15 protein-coding genes and 1 pseudogene are annotated in these 19,893 nt (G+C 63.7%); 11 read left to right on the top strand and 5 right to left on the bottom strand.

Annotated elements, in window-relative coordinates:
- Positions 1–49: 49 nt before the first annotated feature.
- Genes RIC54_RS10080 through RIC54_RS10050 form a run of 7 tightly spaced genes read left to right on the top strand, consistent with a single transcriptional unit; the run spans position 50 to position 11,554 of the window.
- Positions 50–2,791, top strand: a complete 2,742-nt coding sequence (locus RIC54_RS10080) for a nitrate/nitrite transporter (protein WP_350095767.1) — start codon at positions 50–52, stop codon at positions 2,789–2,791.
- Between the two features lie 10 nt (positions 2,792–2,801).
- Positions 2,802–6,545 (top strand): nitrate reductase subunit alpha, encoded by a 3,744-nt coding sequence (locus RIC54_RS10075; protein WP_350150996.1) that lies wholly within the window; start codon positions 2,802–2,804, stop codon positions 6,543–6,545.
- The gene (narH, locus tag RIC54_RS10070) at positions 6,542–8,068 is read left to right on the top strand and encodes a nitrate reductase subunit beta (protein WP_350095763.1); all 1,527 of its coding nucleotides are present in this window, start codon (positions 6,542–6,544) and stop codon (positions 8,066–8,068) included. Before RIC54_RS10075 ends, narH begins: the two co-directional genes overlap by 4 nt.
- Entirely contained in the window at positions 8,068–8,787 is a 720-nt protein-coding gene (gene narJ, locus RIC54_RS10065) for a nitrate reductase molybdenum cofactor assembly chaperone (protein WP_350095761.1), read from the top strand. The genes narH and narJ overlap by 1 nt, the downstream gene beginning before the upstream one ends.
- A 13-nt stretch (positions 8,788–8,800) precedes the next feature.
- Positions 8,801–9,508: a respiratory nitrate reductase subunit gamma gene (gene narI / locus RIC54_RS10060; protein WP_350095759.1), complete on the top strand. Its 708-nt coding sequence runs from the start codon at positions 8,801–8,803 to the stop codon at positions 9,506–9,508.
- Between the two features lie 7 nt (positions 9,509–9,515).
- A complete protein-coding gene (locus RIC54_RS10055; RefSeq protein ID WP_350095758.1) occupies positions 9,516–10,310 on the top strand; it encodes a peptidylprolyl isomerase in 795 nt (264 codons plus the stop codon).
- Positions 10,311–10,345: 35 nt separating this feature from the next.
- Positions 10,346–11,554, top strand: a complete 1,209-nt coding sequence (locus RIC54_RS10050) for an NnrS family protein (RefSeq protein ID WP_350095757.1) — start codon at positions 10,346–10,348, stop codon at positions 11,552–11,554.
- Positions 11,555–11,800: 246 nt separating this feature from the next.
- Here RIC54_RS10050 and RIC54_RS10045 read toward each other — a convergent pair whose 3' ends face one another.
- The 5 genes from RIC54_RS10045 to RIC54_RS10025 all read right to left on the bottom strand — a co-directional run bounded on the left by RIC54_RS10045 (position 11,801) and on the right by RIC54_RS10025 (position 17,210).
- Positions 11,801–13,459, bottom strand: coding sequence for a recombinase family protein (locus RIC54_RS10045; RefSeq protein ID WP_350095755.1), 1,659 nt, complete (start codon positions 13,457–13,459; stop codon positions 11,801–11,803).
- Positions 13,460–13,554: 95 nt separating this feature from the next.
- The gene (locus RIC54_RS10040) at positions 13,555–14,628 is read right to left on the bottom strand and encodes a site-specific integrase (protein ID WP_350095753.1); all 1,074 of its coding nucleotides are present in this window, start codon (positions 14,626–14,628) and stop codon (positions 13,555–13,557) included.
- Between the two features lie 4 nt (positions 14,629–14,632).
- Positions 14,633–16,309, bottom strand: coding sequence for a tyrosine-type recombinase/integrase (locus RIC54_RS10035; RefSeq protein WP_350095751.1), 1,677 nt, complete (start codon positions 16,307–16,309; stop codon positions 14,633–14,635).
- Positions 16,310–16,474: 165 nt separating this feature from the next.
- Positions 16,475–16,669, bottom strand: a complete 195-nt coding sequence (locus RIC54_RS10030) for a helix-turn-helix domain-containing protein (protein ID WP_350095749.1) — start codon at positions 16,667–16,669, stop codon at positions 16,475–16,477.
- A gap of 253 nt (positions 16,670–16,922) precedes the next feature.
- Entirely contained in the window at positions 16,923–17,210 is a 288-nt protein-coding gene (locus tag RIC54_RS10025; RefSeq protein WP_350095747.1) for a hypothetical protein, read from the bottom strand.
- Positions 17,211–17,496: 286 nt separating this feature from the next.
- On the opposite strand from RIC54_RS10025, the gene RIC54_RS10020 reads away from it, so the two are divergent.
- The 4 genes and pseudogenes from RIC54_RS10020 to RIC54_RS10005 all read left to right on the top strand — a co-directional run.
- A complete protein-coding gene (locus tag RIC54_RS10020) occupies positions 17,497–17,937 on the top strand; it encodes an MAPEG family protein (RefSeq protein WP_350095745.1) in 441 nt (146 codons plus the stop codon).
- A 528-nt stretch (positions 17,938–18,465) separates the two neighbouring features.
- On the top strand, positions 18,466–19,389 hold the full coding sequence (gene puuE, locus RIC54_RS10015; RefSeq protein ID WP_350095743.1) for an allantoinase PuuE: 924 nt from the start codon (positions 18,466–18,468) through the stop codon (positions 19,387–19,389).
- Positions 19,390–19,509: 120 nt separating this feature from the next.
- Positions 19,510–19,663 (top strand): annotated as a pseudogene (locus RIC54_RS10010) (IS6 family transposase); the annotation flags it as partial.
- 73 nt (positions 19,664–19,736) lie between these two features.
- Positions 19,737–19,893: transposase (locus tag RIC54_RS10005; RefSeq protein WP_350151013.1), on the top strand; the 157-nt coding region annotated here is incomplete at its 3' end.

Here is a 19,893-nt window from a genome sequence, read left to right as displayed (position 1 = left end):
GGGCATCGCTCCGTGTTGTGCGGGGCGGCAGTTCAGGTGGGGCACAGCAATGCGGGAAGTCGACGCAGTCCAGCCGAATCCGCAGAACCGTATTCTCGGGATGAGTACCCTGGCGTTCACGGTTTGCTTTGCGGTCTGGACGATCTTTTCGATCATCGGAGTGCGGATAAAGCAGGACCTGGGGCTTTCGGATACGGCATTCGGCCTTCTCGTCGGGACGCCGATCCTGACTGGCTCGATCAGCCGGATCTTCCTCGGGATCTGGACAGACCAGTACGGCGGGCGTCTGGTCTACGTAGCAACGATGGTTCTGGCCGCCATTGCGACCTTCCTGCTGTCCTACGCTGAAACCTACGAAATGATGCTCGTCGCCGCGCTCGGCGTCGGGCTCTCCGGTGGTTCGTTCGCGGTCGGCGTTGCGTACGTCTCGAAGTGGTATCCCAAGGACAGGCAGGGCACGGCCCTCGGCATCTTTGGTGCCGGGAATGTCGGTGCTGCGGTCACGAAGTTCGTGGCGCCGTTCGTTCTGGTGGCGTTCGGCTGGCCGATGGTCGCGCAAGTCTGGGCCGCCGCATTGATCGTGATCGCCGTGATCTTCTGGCTCGCGACCGAGGATGACCCAGCGCTGCGCCGCCGGCGTGAGCGTGGCGAAAAGGCGCCCGGGTCGTTGCTGCAACTGGAACCGCTGCGCAATCAGCAGGTCTGGCGGTTCGCCCTCTATTACTTCTTCGTGTTTGGCGCCTTCGTTGCGCTGGCGCTGTGGCTGCCGCGCTATCTGATTGGTGTCTATGGCCTGGATCTGAAGACTGCCGGCATGCTGGCCGCAGCCTACTCGATTCCGGCGAGCCTGTTCCGTGCCTACGGCGGGCACCTCTCGGACCGCTATGGCGCGCGCACCGTCATGTACTGGACGCTTGGCGTCTCACTGGTCGCGCTGTTCATGCTGTCCTACCCGAACACCGACTATGTGATCCACGGCATCGAAGGCCCGATCAGCTTCTCGACACGGATGGGGCTGGTGCCGTTCGTGGTCGTGATCTTCGTGCTTGGGTTTTTCATGTCGCTGGGCAAGGCGGCCGTCTACAAGCACATCCCGGTCTATTACCCGGATCACGTTGGTTCGGTCGGCGGTCTGGTCGGGATGATCGGTGGGCTCGGCGGTTTCGTCCTGCCGATCGCCTTCGGGGTCATGAACGATCTCGTCGGGGTGTGGACCAGCTGCTTCATGCTGCTGTTCGCCATCGTCGCGGTGGCGCTGGCCTGGATGCATTTCTCGATCCGTCAGATGGAACGCACCGCTGCGGGCGATATTCTCGACACGCTCCCTGCTTTCCCGGAACTGGAGGGGGTGCATGACAGCGCGAAGCACGGTCGGGGCAGCAGCGCACTGGTCACCGACTGGCGGCCCGAGGATCCGGCGTTTTGGGACTCTACCGGGCGGCGCATTGCGCAGCGCAATCTGTGGATCTCGATACCGTGCCTGCTGCTGGCCTTCTCGGTCTGGATGGTGTGGAGTGTGGTGGTCGCCAAGCTGCCTGCCATCGGCTTCACGTTCACCACCAACGAACTGTTCTGGCTGGCGGCACTGCCGGGTCTGTCCGGTGCCACCCTGCGCATTTTCTATTCCTTCATGGTTCCCATCCTCGGCGGACGGCTGTGGACGACGCTGTCGACGGCGTCGCTGCTGGTGCCGGCGTTCGGGATCGGTTACGCGGTCCAGGATCCGAACACGCCGTATCTGATCTTCCTCGTGCTGGCCCTGCTGTGCGGCCTCGGCGGCGGCAACTTCGCCTCTTCGATGGCCAACATCAGCTTCTTCTTTCCGAAGGCGCAGAAGGGCAACGCGCTGGCGCTGAACGCCGGGCTCGGCAACGCCGGGGTCAGCGTCATGCAGTTCGCGGTCCCGCTGGTGATCACCGCCGGCGTGTTCGGGGCGATCGGCGGAGAGCCGCAGGTCGCCTCGGCCGGGACCCGGTTCTGGATGCAGAACGCCGGCTTCATCTGGGTGCCGTTTCTGATTGCGGCAACGGTGCTGGCTTGGATCGGCATGAACGACCTGGCCTCGGCCAAGGCGTCGTTCCGCGAGCAGGCGGTGATCTTCCAGCGCCGCCACAACTGGATCATGTGCTGGCTGTACACCGGCACCTTCGGATCCTTCATCGGCTATTCGGCGGGGTTCCCGCTGCTGGCGAAAACCCAGTTCCCGGCAATCGACTCGCTGCAGTACGTCTTCCTCGGGCCGCTGATCGGTGCCTTGAGCCGGGCCGCCACGGGCTGGATCTCCGACAGGTTCGGCGGTGGACGGGTCACCTTCTGGACCTTCCTTCTGATGATCGCGGCGGTCGGCGGAGTGCTCTACTTCCTTGGCATCAAGGACCAGCCGGGAGCGTTCTGGGGCTTCTTCGCGATGTTCATGGTGCTGTTCTTCGCGACGGGGATCGGCAACGCCTCCACCTTCCAGATGATCCCGATCATCATGCGCAGCGAACTCGGCCGGCTGATGCCGGGCGTCCCGCCGGCCGAGCGTCACCGGCACGCCGACAAGGAAGCAGCGGCGATCATCGGTTTCACCTCGGCTATCGCGGCTTATGGCGCCTTCTTCATCCCGAAGGCCTACGGCACCTCGATCACGCTGACCGGTGCGCCGCAAGCAGCACTCTGGGGCTTCCTGGTGTTCTACGTCACCTGCGCGGCGCTGACTTGGTTCGTCTACACGCGGCCCGGGGGGCTGCTCCACGACATCGAGCGCGGCGGCACTTCGACGCCCGCCGCCCCGGCTCCCGCAGAGTAAGGAGGCTTCAATGAGCCATCTCCTCGATCGCCTCAACTTTCTGTCCGCCGCCCCGGTCGAGCCGTTCGCCGAAGGGCACGGGATCACCACGGGCGAGGATCGGCGCTGGGAGGACGGCTACCGCAAGCGCTGGCAGCACGACAAGACCGTGCGATCGACCCATGGCGTGAACTGCACCGGCTCCTGCTCCTGGAAGATCTACGTCAAAGGCGGAATCGTCACCTGGGAAACCCAGCAGACCGACTACCCGAGGACCCGTCCGGACCTCCCGAACCACGAGCCGCGCGGTTGTTCTCGCGGGGCCAGCTACAGCTGGTACATGTACTCGGGGAACCGGGTGAAATACCCGTTGGTACGGTCGGTCCTGCTCAAGCTCTGGCGTGAGGCTCGGATCCTGCGGACGCCGGTGGCTGCCTGGGCATCAATCGTCGAGGATCCGGTCAAGCGCCATTCCTACACGTCGCGCAGGGGGCTCGGTGGCTTCGTCCGGGCGAACTGGGACGAGGTCAACGAGATTATCGCGTCGGCCAACGCGTATACCGCCAAGACCTACGGCCCCGACCGGGTGATCGGGTTCTCGCCAATCCCGGCGATGTCGATGGTCTCCTACGCGGCGGGCTCGCGTTACTTGTCGTTGCTCGGCGGCGTCAGCATGTCGTTCTACGACTGGTACTGCGACCTGCCGCCGGCCAGCCCGCAGACCTGGGGCGAGCAGACCGACGTGCCGGAGAGTGCCGACTGGTATAACTCCGGCTTCCTGATCCTGTGGGGTTCGAACGTCCCGCAGACCCGGACACCAGACGCGCATTTCTACACCGAGGTCCGTTACAAGGGCGCCAAGAGCGTGGTGGTCAGCCCGGACTATTCCGAGGCCGCCAAGTTTTCCGACCTGTGGCTGCACCCCAAGCAGGGCACCGACTCCGCCCTCGCCATGGCGCTGGGCCATGTGGTTCTGCGCGAGTTCCATATCGACCGTAAAGCCAAGTACTTCGAGGACTACTGCCGACGCTATACCGACATGCCCATGCTGGTCCGACTGGTGAAGAAGGACGGCCACTACATCCCGGAGCGGCTGGTCCGCGCCTCGGAGTTCACTGGTGGGCTCGGCCAAGCGAACAACCCGGACTGGAAGCCGGTCGCCGTCGACCGGGTCTCCGGTGATGTTGTGGTGCCGAAGGGTTCCGTGGGCTTCCGCTGGGGCGAGTCCGGCAAGTGGAACCTGGAGCCCAAGGAAGCCGGGGGACGCGACGTCGAGCTCGAGTTGACCTTTATCGACAAGGCCCGGCACGACGACGTGGTCGAGGTCGGCTTCCCGTATTTCGGCAATCTCAAGCACGAGCACTTCGCGTCCACCGAGCATGAGTCCGTGCAGATCCGAAGGGTGCCGGCCAAGAAGGTCGCCCTGGTGGAAGGGGACGCGCTGGTAGCGACCGTGTTCGACCTGTTTGTCGCCAACTACGGTCTCGATCGGGGGCTCGGCGGGGAGAATGTCGCCATGGGGTTCGACGAGGACGTGCCCTACACGCCAGCCTGGGCCGAACGCATCACCGGCGTTCCGGCCGACAGCATCGTGACGGTGGCCCGCGAGTTCGCCCGCAACGCCGAGAAGACCAACGGCAAGTCGATGGTGATCCTCGGTGCCGGGTTGAACCACTGGTACCACATGGACATGAACTACCGGGGGATCATCAACCTCCTGGTCATGTGCGGCTGCGTCGGACAATCCGGTGGCGGGTGGTCGCACTATGTCGGGCAGGAGAAGCTGCGCCCGCAGACCGGTTGGCTGCCGCTCGCCTTCGGCCTCGACTGGGGGCGGCCGCCGCGGCAGATGAACTCGACCTCGTTCTTCTACGCCCACACCGACCAGTGGCGATACGAGACCCTGAAAGTCTCCGAGATCCTGTCGCCGACGGCGCCGGAAGGCCCGTGGGACGGCACGCTGATCGATTACAATATTCGCGCGGAACGCATGGGATGGCTGCCGTCGGCGCCGCAGCTCGAGACCAATCCGTTGACGATCGCCGCGGCTGCCGCGGCTGCCGGCCAGGAGGTCAAGGACTATGTGGTCGAGGGGCTGAAGGACCGCACGCTGCGGATGTCATGCGAGAACCCCGATGGCGAGAAGAACTGGCCGCGCAACATGTTCGTGTGGCGCTCCAACCTGCTGGGCTCGTCCGGCAAGGGTCATGAGTATTTCCTGAAGCACCTGCTGGGAACCGACCACGGCGTCCTCGGCAAGGATCTTGGCGAGGAGGGCGCGCAGGGCGTCCGCGAGGCGCAGTGGCACGACGAGGCACCGAAGGGCAAACTCGACCTGCTGGTCACTCTCGACTTCCGGATGTCGACTACCTGCGTCTACTCCGACATCGTCCTGCCGACCGCCACCTGGTACGAGAAGAACGACCTCAACACCTCGGACATGCACCCGTTCATCCACCCGCTAACGGCGGCGGTAGATCCGGTGTGGGAATCGCGCAGCGATTGGCAGATCTACAAGGGCCTCGCCAAGCGGTTCTCAGAAATCGCGCCCGAGGTCCTGGGGGTCGAAAAGGACGTGGTGCTGACGCCGATCCTGCACGATACGCCCGGCGAGATCGCCCAGGCGATGGACGTGAAGGATTGGCGCAAGGGCGACGCCGACGCGATCCCGGGCCTGACCATGCCGCAGATCAGCGTGGTCGAACGCGACTATCCGAATCTCTACAAACGGTTCACTGCGCTTGGCCCGCTGATGACCTCGATCGGCAATGGCGGCAAGGGTATCGCCTGGAACACCGAGCACGAGGTTGAACTGCTCGGCCAATTGAACGGAACCGTCACCGAAGACGGACCGACCAAGGGGCTGCCGCGGATCGAATCCGATATCGACGCCACCGAGGTGATTCTGAGCCTGGCGCCGGAGACCAACGGTGAGGTGGCCGTCAAGGCCTGGACCGCGTTGGAGAAGTTCACCGGTCGCGAACACACCCATCTGGCAATGCCCAAGGAGGACGAGAAGATCCGGTTCCGCGACGTGGTCGCGCAACCCCGCAAGATCATCAGTTCGCCGACCTGGTCGGGGATCGAGTCCGAGAAGGTCTGCTACAACGCCGGCTACACCAACGTCCACGAGCTGATCCCCTGGCGCACCCTGACCGGGCGACAGCAGCTCTACCAGGATCATCTCTGGATGCGGGCGTTCGGCGAGGGCTTCTGCGTCTACCGTCCGCCGATCGACACCAAGACAGTGACACCGCTGCTAAAGGGCGATAGCGACCGGCCGCAGGTGGTGCTGAACTTCATTACGCCGCACCAGAAGTGGGGCATCCACTCCACCTACACCGACAACCTGCTGATGCTGACGCTAAGCCGCGGCGGGCCGGTGGTGTGGCTGAGCGAGACCGATGCCGCCAAGGCGGGCATTCAGGACAACGATTGGGTCGAGGCCTACAACGCGAACGGCGCCCTGGTCGCCCGCGCGGTGGTGTCCCAACGCATGAAGGAGGGCACTCTCTTCATGTATCACGCCCAGGAAAAGATCGTGAACATGCCGGGCTCGGAGATGACCGGCCGGCGCGGCGGTATCCACAATTCGGTGACCCGCGCGGTGTTGAAGCCGACGCACATGATCGGCGGCTACGCCCAGCTGTCATACGGATTCAACTATTACGGCACCGTCGGCTCCAACCGCGACGAGTTCGTGATCATCCGGAAAATGGACAAGGTCGACTGGCTCGAGGGGCCGGCTGACCAGGCCAAGGAGGCTGCGGAATGAAGATCCGTGCTCAGATCGGCATGGTGTTGAACCTCGACAAATGCATCGGGTGCCACACCTGCTCAGTGACCTGCAAGAACGTCTGGACCAACCGCGAGGGTATGGAATACGCGTGGTTCAACAACGTCGAGTCCAAGCCTGGGATCGGGTACCCCAAGGAATGGGAGAACCAGAAGAAGTGGAACGGCGGCTGGGTCCGCACAAAAGGCGGCAAGCTGCAGCCGAAGATGGGAGCCAAGTGGCGGGTCCTGGCGAAGATCTTCGGCAACCCGGACCTGCCGGAGATCGACGACTACTACGAGCCGTTCACCTTCGACTACGAGCATCTCCAGACCGCGCCGGACTCCAAGGCGACCCCGACGGCGCGTCCCCGCTCGCTGATCACCGGCGAGCGCATGGAGAAGATCGACTGGGGACCGAACTGGGAGGAGATCCTCGGAGGTGAGTTCTCCAAGCGCTCCAAGGACGTGAACTTCGAAGGCGTCGAGAAGGAGATCTACGGCCAGTTCGAGAACACCTTCATGATGTACCTGCCGAGGCTGTGCGAGCACTGCCTCAACCCGACCTGCGTGGCAGCTTGTCCCTCCGGTGCGATTTACAAGCGCGAGGAGGACGGCATCGTCCTGATCGACCAGGAGAAGTGCCGGGGCTGGCGGATGTGCGTGTCGGGCTGTCCGTACAAAAAGATCTACTACAACTGGTCGAGCGGTAAGTCGGAGAAGTGCATCTTCTGCTACCCGCGGATCGAGGCCGGGCAGCCGACGGTGTGCTCGGAGACCTGCGTCGGCCGAATCCGCTATCTTGGGGTGTTGCTGTACGACGCCGACCGGATCGAGGAAGCGGCGTCGGCCCCCGACGAACAGGACCTGTACGAGGCCCAGCTCTCGATCTTCCTGGACCCGAACGACCCGGCGGTGATCGAGCAGGCGCGCAAGGACGAGATTCCGGAGGCGTGGCTCGACGCGGCGAAGAATTCGCCGGTCTACAAGATGGCCATGGACTGGAAGGTGGCGTTCCCGCTGCATCCGGAATACCGGACCCTGCCTATGGTTTGGTACGTGCCGCCGCTGTCGCCGATCCAATCGGCGGCCGAGGCCGGCAAGATTGGCGTGGACGGCGACATGCCGGATGTCCGCAGCCTGCGGATTCCGCTGCGCTACCTCGCCAACCTGCTGACCGCCGGCAAGGAAGAGCCGGTTGCTCTGGCGCTGGAGCGCATGCTGGCGATGCGCGGCTACATGCGGGCCAAGACTATTGACGGCGTGATCGATGCAGCGATCGCTGATCGGGTTGGCCTGACCCCGGCGCAGATCGACGAGATGTACCACGTGATGGCGATCGCGAATTACGAGGACCGCTTCGTGATCCCGAGTTCGCACCGCGAGGAGACCGAAGACGCCTACGACGTCCGCGGTTCATGCGGCTTCAGCTTCGGCAACGGCTGCTCTGGCGGCAGTTCGGCCGGCAACCTGTTCTCCAGTCCCAAGCGCAAGACCGTAAAGACTCCGACGGAGGTGTTCTGATGATCCGGACGTTCAAGGTGCTGTCGCTTCTGCTGTCGTATCCGACCGCCGAGGTTCAGGGAGCGGCGGCGGAGTTCAGGGCGGCGCTGGCTGCCGAAGGCTTGCTGCCGGAACGCAGGCATCCGGAGCTGTACCGGCTGATCGACCAACTCGCAGGGCTCGACCTGTACGACGCCCAGGAGCGCTATGTATTCTTGTTCGACCGCACCCGGTCGCTGTCGCTGCATCTGTTCGAGCATGTGCATGGTGAGAGCCGGGACCGCGGCCAAGCGATGGTCGACCTGCAGACGCTATATGCCGACAACGGGCTGGTGATCTCCGCCCGCGAACTGCCGGACTACCTGCCGTTGTTCCTGGAATTCCTGGCGGTACGCCCGATCAAGGAGGCGTGCGAACTGCTCGGCCAGCCATTGCACGTCGTGGTCGCGCTGAGGGAACGGCTGGTCAAGCGCGGCAGCGATTACGCAGCGGTGTTCGCAGCGTTGGAGGCGCTGGCCGACGGCGTGGTCTCGAACGACCAGCGAGCGGAAGCCCTAGCCGAGCCCGACGACGACCCGAACGATCTGGAGGCGCTCGACCGGGCCTGGGAGGAATCCGCCGTTGCGTTCGGACCCGAAGCAGGACCGGATACGGCGTGCTCCAAGGCGGAGCTGATCCTGCAGCGGATTGTCGCGGATACGGCACCGTCCAGGCCGACTCCCGGAACCGGACCCCTGTGAGGAGGGCAGATCCATGGCAGGTTTTCTCCAGACAGCGCTGTTCGGGATCTACCCCTACATCGCCCTGACGATCCTGGCGGTCGGCAGCATCATCCGCTACGAGCGGGAGCCCTATACCTGGCGCTCCGGGTCGAGCCAACTGCTGCGCCGGCGGCAACTGGTTCTCGGCTCGGTGTTGTTTCACGTCGGAATCCTGATCGTGTTCTTTGGGCACCTAGTCGGCCTGCTGACACCGATCCAGATCTTCGACGTTCTCGGGATCGGCCACGGCTTCAAGCAGGGCCTAGCGATTGCAGTTGGTGGGGCGGCCGGTATCGTGTGCCTGATCGGCGCGACCATGTTGCTGCACCGTCGGCTAGGCGATCCGCGGATCCGCTCGACCTCGTCGTTCGGCGACATTGCGATCCTGATCCTGCTGTATCTGCAACTGATCCTCGGGCTGCTGACGATCCCGGTCTCGCTCGGTCACATGGACGGCCACGAGATGGTCAAGTTCATGTCCTGGGCGCAGGGCATCTTCATCCTCGACCTAGCCGCGGCCGATTACATCAGGGATGTGCATCCGGTCTTCAAGGCTCACCTGTTTCTTGGTCTGACAATCCTTCTGGTGTTCCCATTCACCCGGCTGGTTCACATGCTCAGCGCCCCGGTGCGCTACCTCTGGCGGCCGGGCTATCAGGTGGTGCGCAGCAAGCGCGCGCCGCTGGTTTCGACGAAATGAGGCGACCATGACCCAGCTCAGCGTGAACGGTGTGGCGATCCCGGAGGCGGCAATCGCGGCCGAGATGCAGAACCATCCTGCGTCCTCCGCGGACGATGCCTGGCACGAGGCGGCCCGGGCACTGGCCGTGCGCGAACTCCTACTGCAGGAAGCACGGCGCCAAGGGCTCGAGACCGAAGCTGCGGATGCCGGCGACGGTCGCGAGCGAACCGCCGAAGAGGGGCTGATTGAACGGCTGCTCGAGCGTGAAGTCCGGGTGCCGGAAGCGGACGAGGCGGCTTGCCGCCGCTACTACGAGAGCAACCGGCAGCGGTTCCGGACCCCGGACCTGTTCGAAGCGTCGCACATCCTGCTGGCGGCTTCCGTTGACGACAAGGCAGCCCATGCCGCCGCCTGCGGTGAGGCCGAAGAACTGATCGCCGGCCTGCAGCGACAGCCCGACACTTTTGCCGCACTGGCCAAGGCTCGATCGGCCTGTCCGTCTGCGTCGACCGGCGGGTCCCTCGGGCAGGTGTCCAAGGGCCAGACGGTCCCGGAGTTCGAGACGTTCCTGTTCGCTCTGGAGTCAGGCCAGCTCTGCCCGGTCCCGGTGAAGACCCGATACGGCGCCCATGTGCTGCGCCTGGATCGACGGATCGAGGGCCGGCAATTGCCGTTCGAAATGGTCCACGAACGGATCGCGGAATACCTGGGAGAGGCGGTCTGGCGACGCGCAAACGCCCAGTATCTGAAAATTCTCGCCGGTAGTGCCGACCTGCAGGGTGTCGACCTCGACGCTGGTGCATCGCCGCTGGTCCAGTAGCGCCCGCGCACCGAGATCCGTCTACGGAGATCATCATGACTGCCGATCGACCGCTGTCGATCCTTCCCGCAAAGGCCTCCCCGGCGTTTCTGGAGGTCGGGCTTCGGCCGTTCTTCCTGGCCGGAGCCGCCTGGGCTGCTATTGCACTTGGAATCTGGCTCGCCGCGCTTGCCGGCGCCGTGGCACCCGGCGGGGACACCTACGGACCGCTGATCTGGCATGCCCATGAGATGATCTATGGCTTCGCTGCGGGGATCGGCGGCGGCTTCCTGCTGACTGCAGTGCCCAGTTGGACTGGTCAGCCCAAGCTGCTCGGTTTCGGCCTTGCTGCCCTGGTCGGCGTCTGGTTGCTGGGTCGTATCGCGATGCTGATGCCCGACGTCGTGGGGGTCGCGGTCGTTGCGTCCCTGGACCTCGGCTTCCTGGCGGTACTGACCAGCCGCACGGCTTGGCAGGTTCGGGTAGCCCGGAACTGGCGAAATCTGCCGATGGTCGCCGGCCCTGCGGCGCTGCTGGTGGGAAACGCGATGGTTCATGCTGACGCCGCCGGCCTGCTGGACGGGGGCGGCACCCTCGGCAACCGGGTGGGGTTGGCGGCGATGATCCTGTTGATCACGCTGATCGGCGGACGCGTCATTCCGGCATTTACCCGCAACTGGCTGGTTGGTAACGGATACGGCGTGCCATTGCCGGTCGAACCGGGACGCTTCGACGCAGCCGTCCTGCTCGCAACCGTCGCAACCTTCGCGGCCTGGCTGGCGTGGCCGGAAGCGCTCGTGACTGGCGCGCTGGCAGGTCTCGTTGCCGTCGGGCACATGCTGCGTCTCGCCCGGTGGCGGGGCTGGCGGACCGGGGTGGAACCGCTGGTCTGGGTCATGCATCTTGGTTATCTGTGGGTCGCGATCGGGTTCGCCTTCATGGCGATTCACGCACTGGCCCCCGATACGGTGCCCCAGGCCGCGGTGCAGCATGCTTTCGGTGTCGGCGCCATCGGTACCATGACCTTGGCGATGATGACCCGGGCGACCCTCGGCCACACCGGCCGGGCGCTGACTGCCGATCGCGGGACCGCTGTCATCTATCTGCTTGTCACCGCTGCGAGCGTGTTGCGGGTGACAGCGGCTTTGGTTCCGACGGTCTCCACGCCGATGATCGATTGGTCCGGAGTGGGCTGGGTGTTGGCCTTCGGACTGTATCTCGCCCTCTACGCGCCGAAGCTGTGCGGAGCTGCAATCCGCGGCTGAGACGCGACTGTGCTCACACGGTCAGGCTTTCAGCTCCACCAGTCGGGTCGATGCTCTCCCGGGCAAATGACCGCTCTGTATCAAGATCGACCGTCTGAATGGCAGTTTTGCGATCTCAAATAGGCAGACATGCCAATGTGGATTGGGAGCGTCGGAACACGGGTGAAAGCCCGGTCAGTGCAGCTAGCATCGAGCCCTGGACTACAATCTAAGGTCGATTCGATAGAGGTAGCATCGAGCCCACGATCACAGTCTGAAAACGGTTCGGTAAAGGTGGCATCGAGCCCCCGCAACCACCGACAGTTGACGCCCCGCTGCCAGCGCAGCGGGGTGTTTGCGTATCTGGTTCCCGCCGTCCGACAGCGCCAGGATCTCCGCCAGATCTCCGTGGACCTCGGCGTCCAAGCCGGAGCCGCTCGCGCGCGGCGTCAGCACGATTTGCTGGATCAGGCAGCGGATCGCTTCTGTTGCTTCGGCCCGTACGGTCTGGTCGTTCAGCGACTGCGATAGCTTGGCGACTTTCAGGGCGTAGAGCTTGGCCAGATTGGGGTGCGGCGTGACCGTCGTGTCCGGCAATTGCTCCAGAGCCGTTCGTATGTCGGCCTCGCGTTCACGCAGTTTCTTGACCCGGGTGTTCATGGACGCGTCGTGGAACCCGTCCTCGATTGCGGCGAGGATCTTGGCGATCTTCGACCGGACCTGCGCGAGTTCATGTTCGGCCCGCTGTGTGGCGGCGGACTGCGTCGCCTGCAGTTTGCGGACCTCGTCATGGAATGCCGATATGAAGACCTCGACGAGTTCAGGTGTGATCAACCGCTCCTGGAGCGCCGACAGCACCCGGTTCTCGATTTCTGGGCGCGAGATGGTGACGGCGTTGTCGCAGGTTCCCTTCGAACGGCGTGTCGAGCAGCCGTAGCGGTCCTGCGCCACGATGGTGTACACGCCACCGCACATCCCGCACTTGAGCAGACCGGACAACAGAAAGACGCGCCGGTGCCCGGTGTTCAATGGATTGCCGGAGGCATCGGTACCCATGACCTTGGTCAACTCCGACTGACGCTTACGGGTCCGGTCCCAGAGCTCGTCGTCGATGATGCGCAACTCGGGGACATCGATCATTTCCCAGGTATCGGAGGGGTTGGGCCGGGCAACCCGCTTGCCGGTTCGCGGGTCCTTGACGTAGCTGCATCGGTTCCACTCGATCCGACCGGCATAGAGAGAATTGTTCAGGATCCCGGTGCCGCGCTCCGGCTGGCCCCGCAGCGTCGTATCGGCCCAGGGTCGTCCTCCGGGACCCGGCAGTCGCTCGGCGTTCAACTCCCGGGCAATTCGGCGCGGGCTGTGACCAGCGGCGTAGCGTTCGTATATCCGGGTCACGATCGCTGATTCCGCCGGGTTGATCGAGCGCCCGCCGGCGCCATCGGCGTCCGGCGGCAGCACGTCGTAGCCGTAGGCCTTGCCACCGGGGATCTTGCCCTTCAGGACGCGTCCCAACTGACCGCGTTTGGTCTTGTCCGCCAGATCGCGAACATAGTGCTGCGCCATCATGCCCATGACGGCGGTATGGATCGGCGTGACTTCTCCGATGTTCAGCGCATAGAGCCGTATGCCGCGGAAGATCAATCGGTCGTGGAGGTCGGCGATATCGGCCAACCGGCGGCTCAAGCGATCGAGCGACTCGCAAAGCACAATATCGAAGCGCTTGTCCTCGGCGTCAGCAATCAGCGACTGGTACTCGACTCTCCCGAACTGGGAACCGCCGCTGATGGCTCGGTCGGCGTAGATCCTTGCGACGTCCCAGCCTTCCTGGACGGCACGCCGACGGCACAATTCGACCTGGTCGTCGATAGAGGCATCGCGCTGATTGTCGGAGGAGTACCGTGCGTAGATGGCAACCGTGGTCACAAGGGCTCCTCTTCTCCGCTTCCGCGGGACGAGGCCATAGCCCTCCTTGGCGCCGGCCGGATATCGATCTGATCACCCATACTACGCCCCGACTTTCAGGAGTCTATGTCGTCATTGGCGAGCCGCCGCTTGAGCGCGGCGATGCTGGCGCCGAACCGCCGCGATGCCGACAGGCCGTTGGCCATGTTGTAGTGCTTCTGACTGGTGGCCAGGGTGGTGTGGCCGAGGACGCTCTTGGCGATGCCGATGTGCTCTGGATCCTCGATCGCCACGCTGGTCGAGGCACAGTCCCGGAACAGGTGCGGGTACAGCGCCCGAGCGTACCGTCTGCCGGTCCAGAGCTGAATGACAGCGTACAGTCCGCCTGCATCCAACGTCGTGCCGTCCATACCGATCCACAGCGAGCGCGAGTCCGGACCGATTGCCCGGTCCCGCAGACGGGGCCGGACGGTGGCAAGGTACACGTCGAAGCGCTCGGTCAGGTCTTCGATCAGCGTTTGTTCCAGAACCCGACGGGACTTGGTTGCCGAAGGCTCGAAGCTGAACCGATAGCGGCTCCCGCGGCGAACGATCGTCTGGCCCAGGACCAGGTTCGACAGGTTCCCCCGCCGGATCGGGTGTGCCGCCAGGAAGCTGATGATCAGGCCATTGCGATACTGCAACGCGCCGTGGACCGGCGCATCAACCCGCTTGGCGGCCTGGTCCATCAGTTCCTGACCGTACTGATACAGATCGGCACTCGGGATCACCCGCGCGGCCTTGTTGCGAACCGACGGGGCGTTGTTCGCATAGTGCCGCGCCAGGTGATCGAGCCAACGGAAGTTCGTGGTCTCCTCCATCGCCCGCAGCGTCCGGTGCAAGCCGGCGATCGCGATGCTCACCGTGTTGCCGGCGACATGGCCGCTCAGGCGCTTGGCGAACGCGTCGACCCGCTCGGCCGCAACCCGAACGGCCGGCCGCACAGACCGATCCAGGATTTCGTTCTCGTCCAGCCAGGCCAGCCAGCTTCCGTAGCCCTGCTCCGCGACAACGATTGTCGACGGTCGCCAACTCGAGGCCCATCCCGGCTCGTCCAAGCGTGATGCCGACACCGTCGCGCGCGCCCACAGCTGATGATCGATGCTCGGCCAGTCGGCGACCTTCATCGGGACAACGTTCGATGTCGTCATGCCGTCACACCATGTCCTGGCTGAAGAAGCCGTCGTCCCGGTTCCTGATCCGCAGGACGGTGCTGTCGTGGAACCGTTGAATGGCGGCGTCGGTCTCGGTATCGGCGTAGAAGTTGACGGTTGTATCCAGACGCTTGTGACCGCACAGCCGGCGCAGGGTCTCGTAGTCCCCCGGATGTTCGCGCAGGTGGTTCATGCAGGCGAAGTGCCGGAACAGGTGCGCGTTGAAGTCGATCCCGAGGTGATCCCTCAACCCCACACGAACCAGGCGCCCGAGACTGTTTGGCGTCATGAAACCGTCCACGTCACCGGGGAACAGGGCGTCGGTCGAGGTCTTCATCAGCAACGGGCGGAACCGCTCCACATACAGGCGCACCAACGCCGCCGACTCCGGCGGCAGGAAGTGATGCAGGTCGACCGAGTTCTTGACCTCCGGAGTCGGGATGGTGATCCGGATGTCGCCGTCCGGGCAGGTCGGCCAGACGATGTGTTTGGCGAGATCAAGGTTTGCCAGGTTGAACCGCCGGATCGGGGCCATCAGCAGGATCTCGACGCAGACGGCGAGCCGCATATCGACGGCGTGGCGGTAGTCGATATCGTTCAGCTTCCGCCGGGCGTCGGCGATGCGCGCTGGCAGCGTATACATCGCCAACAGCGCCTGCTCGTCGTCGAAGATCGACAGCCGCTCCCGGTTCTGACGGGTCATGCCGATCTGCGGTCGCCGGCACCGTCGGGAGAACTTGATCAACGTGCCGAGGTGAGCGTCGTCGAACTCAAGGAACCGGGCGATCGACACGAAACCGTGCGAGTACTGGCAGGCGCTCGGCGAGGCGATGTCGGCATCACCCCAAACCATGTCCAAGAGCTTTTTGACATTGTCCGTGGTCAACAGGGCCTTGATCGAGGTGACGCTGTCGGCCGGCAGACCACCGCGGATCAGAAAGCCTGCCGCGCGACGCAGATTGTCGATATGGCCTTTGACCGTGGTGGGCCGCAGAGCCCGGACCATGACATCGTCGAACTTGCCGGGCTTGATGCGTCGGGCTGCGTAGTCGTCCACGTTGGCCGCGAAGGAGGCCGGCAGCGCGTCCCACGGCACGGTCACGATCTTGCGCCGGCACCGGGTCGGCACCGCCGTACCAACCCAGCCTTCGATCTGGACGACGGCGGCGTTCCAGGCCCGGCCCGCCTCGGCTGCCGTGGAACCTGGATTCTTTGCCAGCGAGAACTCGGTGAGTTCGTCCTCGAAGGTGCTGAACGTCGTGTCGTCGACATCGGCGGCATCGATGCCTTCGCGCGAGCACCAACGGGCGAACCGCGACAGATGGGCCTTGGTGTTGAGGGTCTCGGCGCGATCCATCAACTCCTGCCAAACCGGCGACACGGCGCAGCGTTGGCGCGCACGGATGGTCAGCACGCCGATGCCCGCCAGCGCCCGGTCGATCAGGCTGCGGATATTTGCCCAGCGGGGTTTGCTGATCCCGACGAGTTGCGGGCTTGCCTTGGCGACCAGGACCCGCAGAATCTGCGGATCGGCGTGGATCGACGAGGCCGGCTGCCGGGCGGCGGTGGCGAACACCTTGATAGCGGACCGCAACTCGTAGATCTGGTTCTTCTTCCAGGCCGGCAGAAGTTCGCTGGCACGCGCCCGAACGTCCTCCATGGTCAGGTACTCGGTCATGCTGGGGGCTTCTCGTGAAGCCGTGACTTTGCCTGATTTGGACTGGTGATGACTGTGTATGATTGTGGTCATTTCTAGTGAGGACCTCCGGTTAGTTTTATTCGTAAAGAGACCTAGGGGTTATCACTAGGACTGCCGGGGTGTTCGTCTGCAGTAGACTGGCGGTTACTGGAACAGCCCGCCGGACCGGTGGCGGTTGGCGAACGCCTCCAGGTCGGCGAGGCCGATGCGGACCGCCCGGCCGAACCGGTGGTGCGGCAGGTCGCCGGACTCAACGGCCCGGTAGATCGTCTTTGAGGACAACTGGAGAGCCGCTGCCGCTTCGCGGACGGTTAGCAGTTTCTGCGATGGGTTGGTCATGGTCGGCGCTCCGCATGAGGTCGTGAGCGACCGCCCGGCCCAGGCAGCGAGCGAACGCGATCATGGCCGGATGGCTCCGGGTGATCGTAGGTTCCTGCTTGTCGGCGGTTGAGATCGGGCGTCGCTTCATGCGCTCAATTGGCGGGAGCGATGTCGCTATCCGAAATTTTTTAGTCACTTGGTGGCGCGCGCCGTGTACCACCGGGTCCGAAGCGGACCCCCGAGGACCTTCAGGTACCCCGGGGAGCGTCGTTTAGACGGTGTCGGTCGATAGGTCGTTCGCCGGCGGCAGCTTGTGCTCGAACTTGATCTCGACCGAGTGCTGCGGGCCGACCAGATGGCCGTATTGGTCGAGGGCCTGCTTGGCGACCATCACCGCCATCTCCCGGTTGGCGCAGTCGATGAGAGTGCAGGTTGACGTTACCTTTGCTGGCGGCTCGTCGGGTTTGCTGTGCGAGTAGGTCAGTTGGACACGCCAGACGAAGTCGGTCTTCAGTTTATCTTCTTCGATCTGGGCGAGCTTCTTGAGGAATTTAGACATCGTATGCTCCGGGTTGTTTATAAAAAACTATCTAATGAATCGAGTTAATCAATATGTAATACACGCATAGAAGGAATTTGTCCCTGTTATCTCCCCGTTCAGAAGTTAGTTCTGTTCCGGTTTTGGTCCTCGGCTGACCAGTTTCGATATTCCCACGGTGTGAGCCCGTTGAGGCTCGAGTCAACGACGAGTGAAGGCTGGCAGAAGCCGATATAACTCGACACAAGTTGGCGATGGGCAGACCTTGTCAGCACTCTGGTTTTGCTGCCGGAAGGGAGGTTCACTCATGTCCACCGACCTAAAGATGCTCGCATTGACCTCAGCGTTGACGGTAATGCTTTGGCTGCCGTACATCGTCGCTCACATCGTGAAGTACGGCCTGATTCCGGCGCTTACATATTCCGCCGACGGCCGGGAACTGCCCGGCTGGGCCGAACGTGCCCGCAAAGCGCACTACAATGCCATCGAGAACCTGGCACCGTTTGCGGCTCTGGTGTTGGTAGCCCACGCATCCGGTACCGCCAGTGCGGCGACCGCGACGGCAGCGACGGTTTACTTCTGGGCCCGGGTCGCTCACTTTGCCGCATACGTGTCCGGCATCCCATTCGGTCGAACGTTAACCTTTGCGGTCGGCTGGGCAATGATGCTTTGGATCTTCGCAGAGATTGTCGGGTTCGGCGCCGAGGCTGTGGCCCAGGCATTTCCCATGTTGACCGTGCTCGCCTGAACAACGGGTCGGTCCATTGGTTGCACCCAGAACCGGTGGGGTACCCTGCGCCGACCAACTCCGCGGATCGTAGTCAATGCGATCGGACTATGTGCCGTGCTGCCGGCTGAACCCTGGCCGTCACGTGGCCCGCGACAGCGACCGGGCCACGTCGCGGGCCTCTGCGACGATGGTGTCGCCGTATCGACTGCCAGGACAGAAGCGCACCGGATCACCACCCTGCCGTCAATCACCGTGCCAAGGGCCGGCTTCCGGCCGTCCATGACGATCACATCGGCTTTCCGACGCCAAGCGACGTCCTGATCCGCACGCTGAACTCCCGCTGCTTGCAGTGATATCCGATCGGGCGGTTGCGCTCAGTTTGGCGACAGAGACCGGCTGGTCGGCGTCGGGCCGGTGGTCGCCATCGGGGCTCCTTCTTGCAGATGGAATCGCGGACAGCTGCTTTGAGGAAATATCGTACGCTGAACCGATCGATCCATCGACCGCCCCGACGTGGGTACTTGGACTGCCGAGGAGAAACCTCCAATGACAACGCCATCCCCGTATCCACGCGACATGATCGGCTATGGCGGTGAACCGCCTATTGCCGCGTGGCCTGGCCGAGCCCGTATCGCGGTCAACTTCGTGCTCAACGTCGAGGAGGGATCGGAGAACTCGGTCCTTCACGGGGATGCCCGCAACGAGAGTGGTCTGTCAGAGGTCGTCGGCGGTAGGCATCCGGCTGGTGAACGCGATCTCGGGCTGGAATCGCTCTACGAATACGGGTCGCGCACCGGTGTTTGGCGCATCCTCAGGCTGTTCACCGACCGACAGCTGCCGTTCACCGTCTACGCCTGTGCTCAAGCGCTGGAGCGCAATCCGGTCTCGACCAAAGCACTCACGGAAGCAGGCTGCGACTTCGCAGGCCACGGCTGGCGCTGGATCAATCACTTCGAATTGAACGAGGACAAGGAACGCGAGCACATTGCCCGCGCCGTCGAAACTATACAGCGGTTGACCGGCGCCCCACCCGCCGGCTGGTATTGCCGATATGCTCCCAGTCCGCGTACCCGTCGGCTGCTGGTCGAACATGGTGGGTTTCTCTACGATTCCGACTCATACGCCGACGACCTGCCCTATTGGATCTCGGTCGGGGGGCGTCCCCATCTGGTCTTGCCCTACGCGCTTGACACCAACGACGTGAAGTTTGGCGCGCCATCTGCTTATGGCTCCGGCGAGGATTTCTTCCGCCACTTGGTCGACAGCTTCGACCAGCTCTACGAAGAGGGCGCGGAGGCACCGAAGATGATGTCTGTCGGACTGCACCAGCGGCTGGTCGGTCGACCCGGCCGCGCCAGGGCCCTTGCCCGTTTTCTCGATCACGTCCTGGCACACGAGCGGGTCTGGGTGTGCCGGCGTGTCGATATTGCCCGGCACTGGCATGTGACACACCCGCCGATCACCGCCTGATTGCTTTCGTCTTGCCGGTCGGCAGCGGCTCGGTTCGGTGTCGGTGTGTCATCTGCGATCCGCTGGGCGTTGTCACGCCGACGCGTGGCAGCTCGTCGGGTCGGCGAGTAGGCTGTCTCCATGACGCCGATCTCATACGCCAGCCTGCACTATCCGACGTCGATCGTTCCGCACGCTGATTGGCTGTACCTGCGCTTCAGCCTCAGCCTGCTGGACGTCGACGACCTGTTGGCTGGAGATCAGCTACGAGACGGCACGGTGCTGGGTCGCTAGGCTCAGGACCCATAAACGGGATTCCCATGTGGTCGGGAATGTGATTCAAACTTCCTGAATGTGGGGAGTTTGCCATGATCAACCACCATATCTGGCTTTCGGACGCTCAGTTCTCCCGACTTCAACCGCTTCTGCCGAACAAGCCGCGCGGTGTTCCCAGGGTCGATGACCGCCGGGTGATTAGCGGGATCATCCATGTGATCCGCTCCGGTCTGATGTGGCGGGATGCGC

It is taken from the genome of Thalassobaculum sp. (assembly GCF_040219215.1).
Lineage (GTDB): Bacteria > Pseudomonadota > Alphaproteobacteria > Thalassobaculales > Thalassobaculaceae > Thalassobaculum_A.
The sequence above is the reverse complement of the archived record's forward strand: the minus strand, read 5'-3'. Positions and strand labels throughout refer to the sequence as shown.

What these genes read in the sequence shown, in the direction of transcription:
- RIC54_RS10080 (WP_350095767.1), top strand. Translation starts at nt 50, where the DNA reads ATGCGGGAAGTCGACGCAGTCCAGCCGAATCCGCAGAACCGTATTCTC.
- RIC54_RS10030 (WP_350095749.1), bottom strand. Translation starts at nt 16,669, where the DNA reads ATGACCAACCCATCGCAGAAACTGCTAACCGTCCGCGAAGCGGCAGCG.
- RIC54_RS10055 (WP_350095758.1), top strand. Translation starts at nt 9,516, where the DNA reads ATGACCCAGCTCAGCGTGAACGGTGTGGCGATCCCGGAGGCGGCAATC.
- puuE (WP_350095743.1), top strand. Translation starts at nt 18,466, where the DNA reads ATGACAACGCCATCCCCGTATCCACGCGACATGATCGGCTATGGCGGT.
- RIC54_RS10035 (WP_350095751.1), bottom strand. Translation starts at nt 16,309, where the DNA reads ATGACCGAGTACCTGACCATGGAGGACGTTCGGGCGCGTGCCAGCGAA.
- narH (WP_350095763.1), top strand. Translation starts at nt 6,542, where the DNA reads ATGAAGATCCGTGCTCAGATCGGCATGGTGTTGAACCTCGACAAATGC.
- RIC54_RS10075 (WP_350150996.1), top strand. Translation starts at nt 2,802, where the DNA reads ATGAGCCATCTCCTCGATCGCCTCAACTTTCTGTCCGCCGCCCCGGTC.
- RIC54_RS10025 (WP_350095747.1), bottom strand. Translation starts at nt 17,210, where the DNA reads ATGTCTAAATTCCTCAAGAAGCTCGCCCAGATCGAAGAAGATAAACTG.
- narI (WP_350095759.1), top strand. Translation starts at nt 8,801, where the DNA reads ATGGCAGGTTTTCTCCAGACAGCGCTGTTCGGGATCTACCCCTACATC.
- RIC54_RS10040 (WP_350095753.1), bottom strand. Translation starts at nt 14,628, where the DNA reads ATGACGACATCGAACGTTGTCCCGATGAAGGTCGCCGACTGGCCGAGC.
- RIC54_RS10020 (WP_350095745.1), top strand. Translation starts at nt 17,497, where the DNA reads ATGTCCACCGACCTAAAGATGCTCGCATTGACCTCAGCGTTGACGGTA.
- narJ (WP_350095761.1), top strand. Translation starts at nt 8,068, where the DNA reads ATGATCCGGACGTTCAAGGTGCTGTCGCTTCTGCTGTCGTATCCGACC.
- RIC54_RS10050 (WP_350095757.1), top strand. Translation starts at nt 10,346, where the DNA reads ATGACTGCCGATCGACCGCTGTCGATCCTTCCCGCAAAGGCCTCCCCG.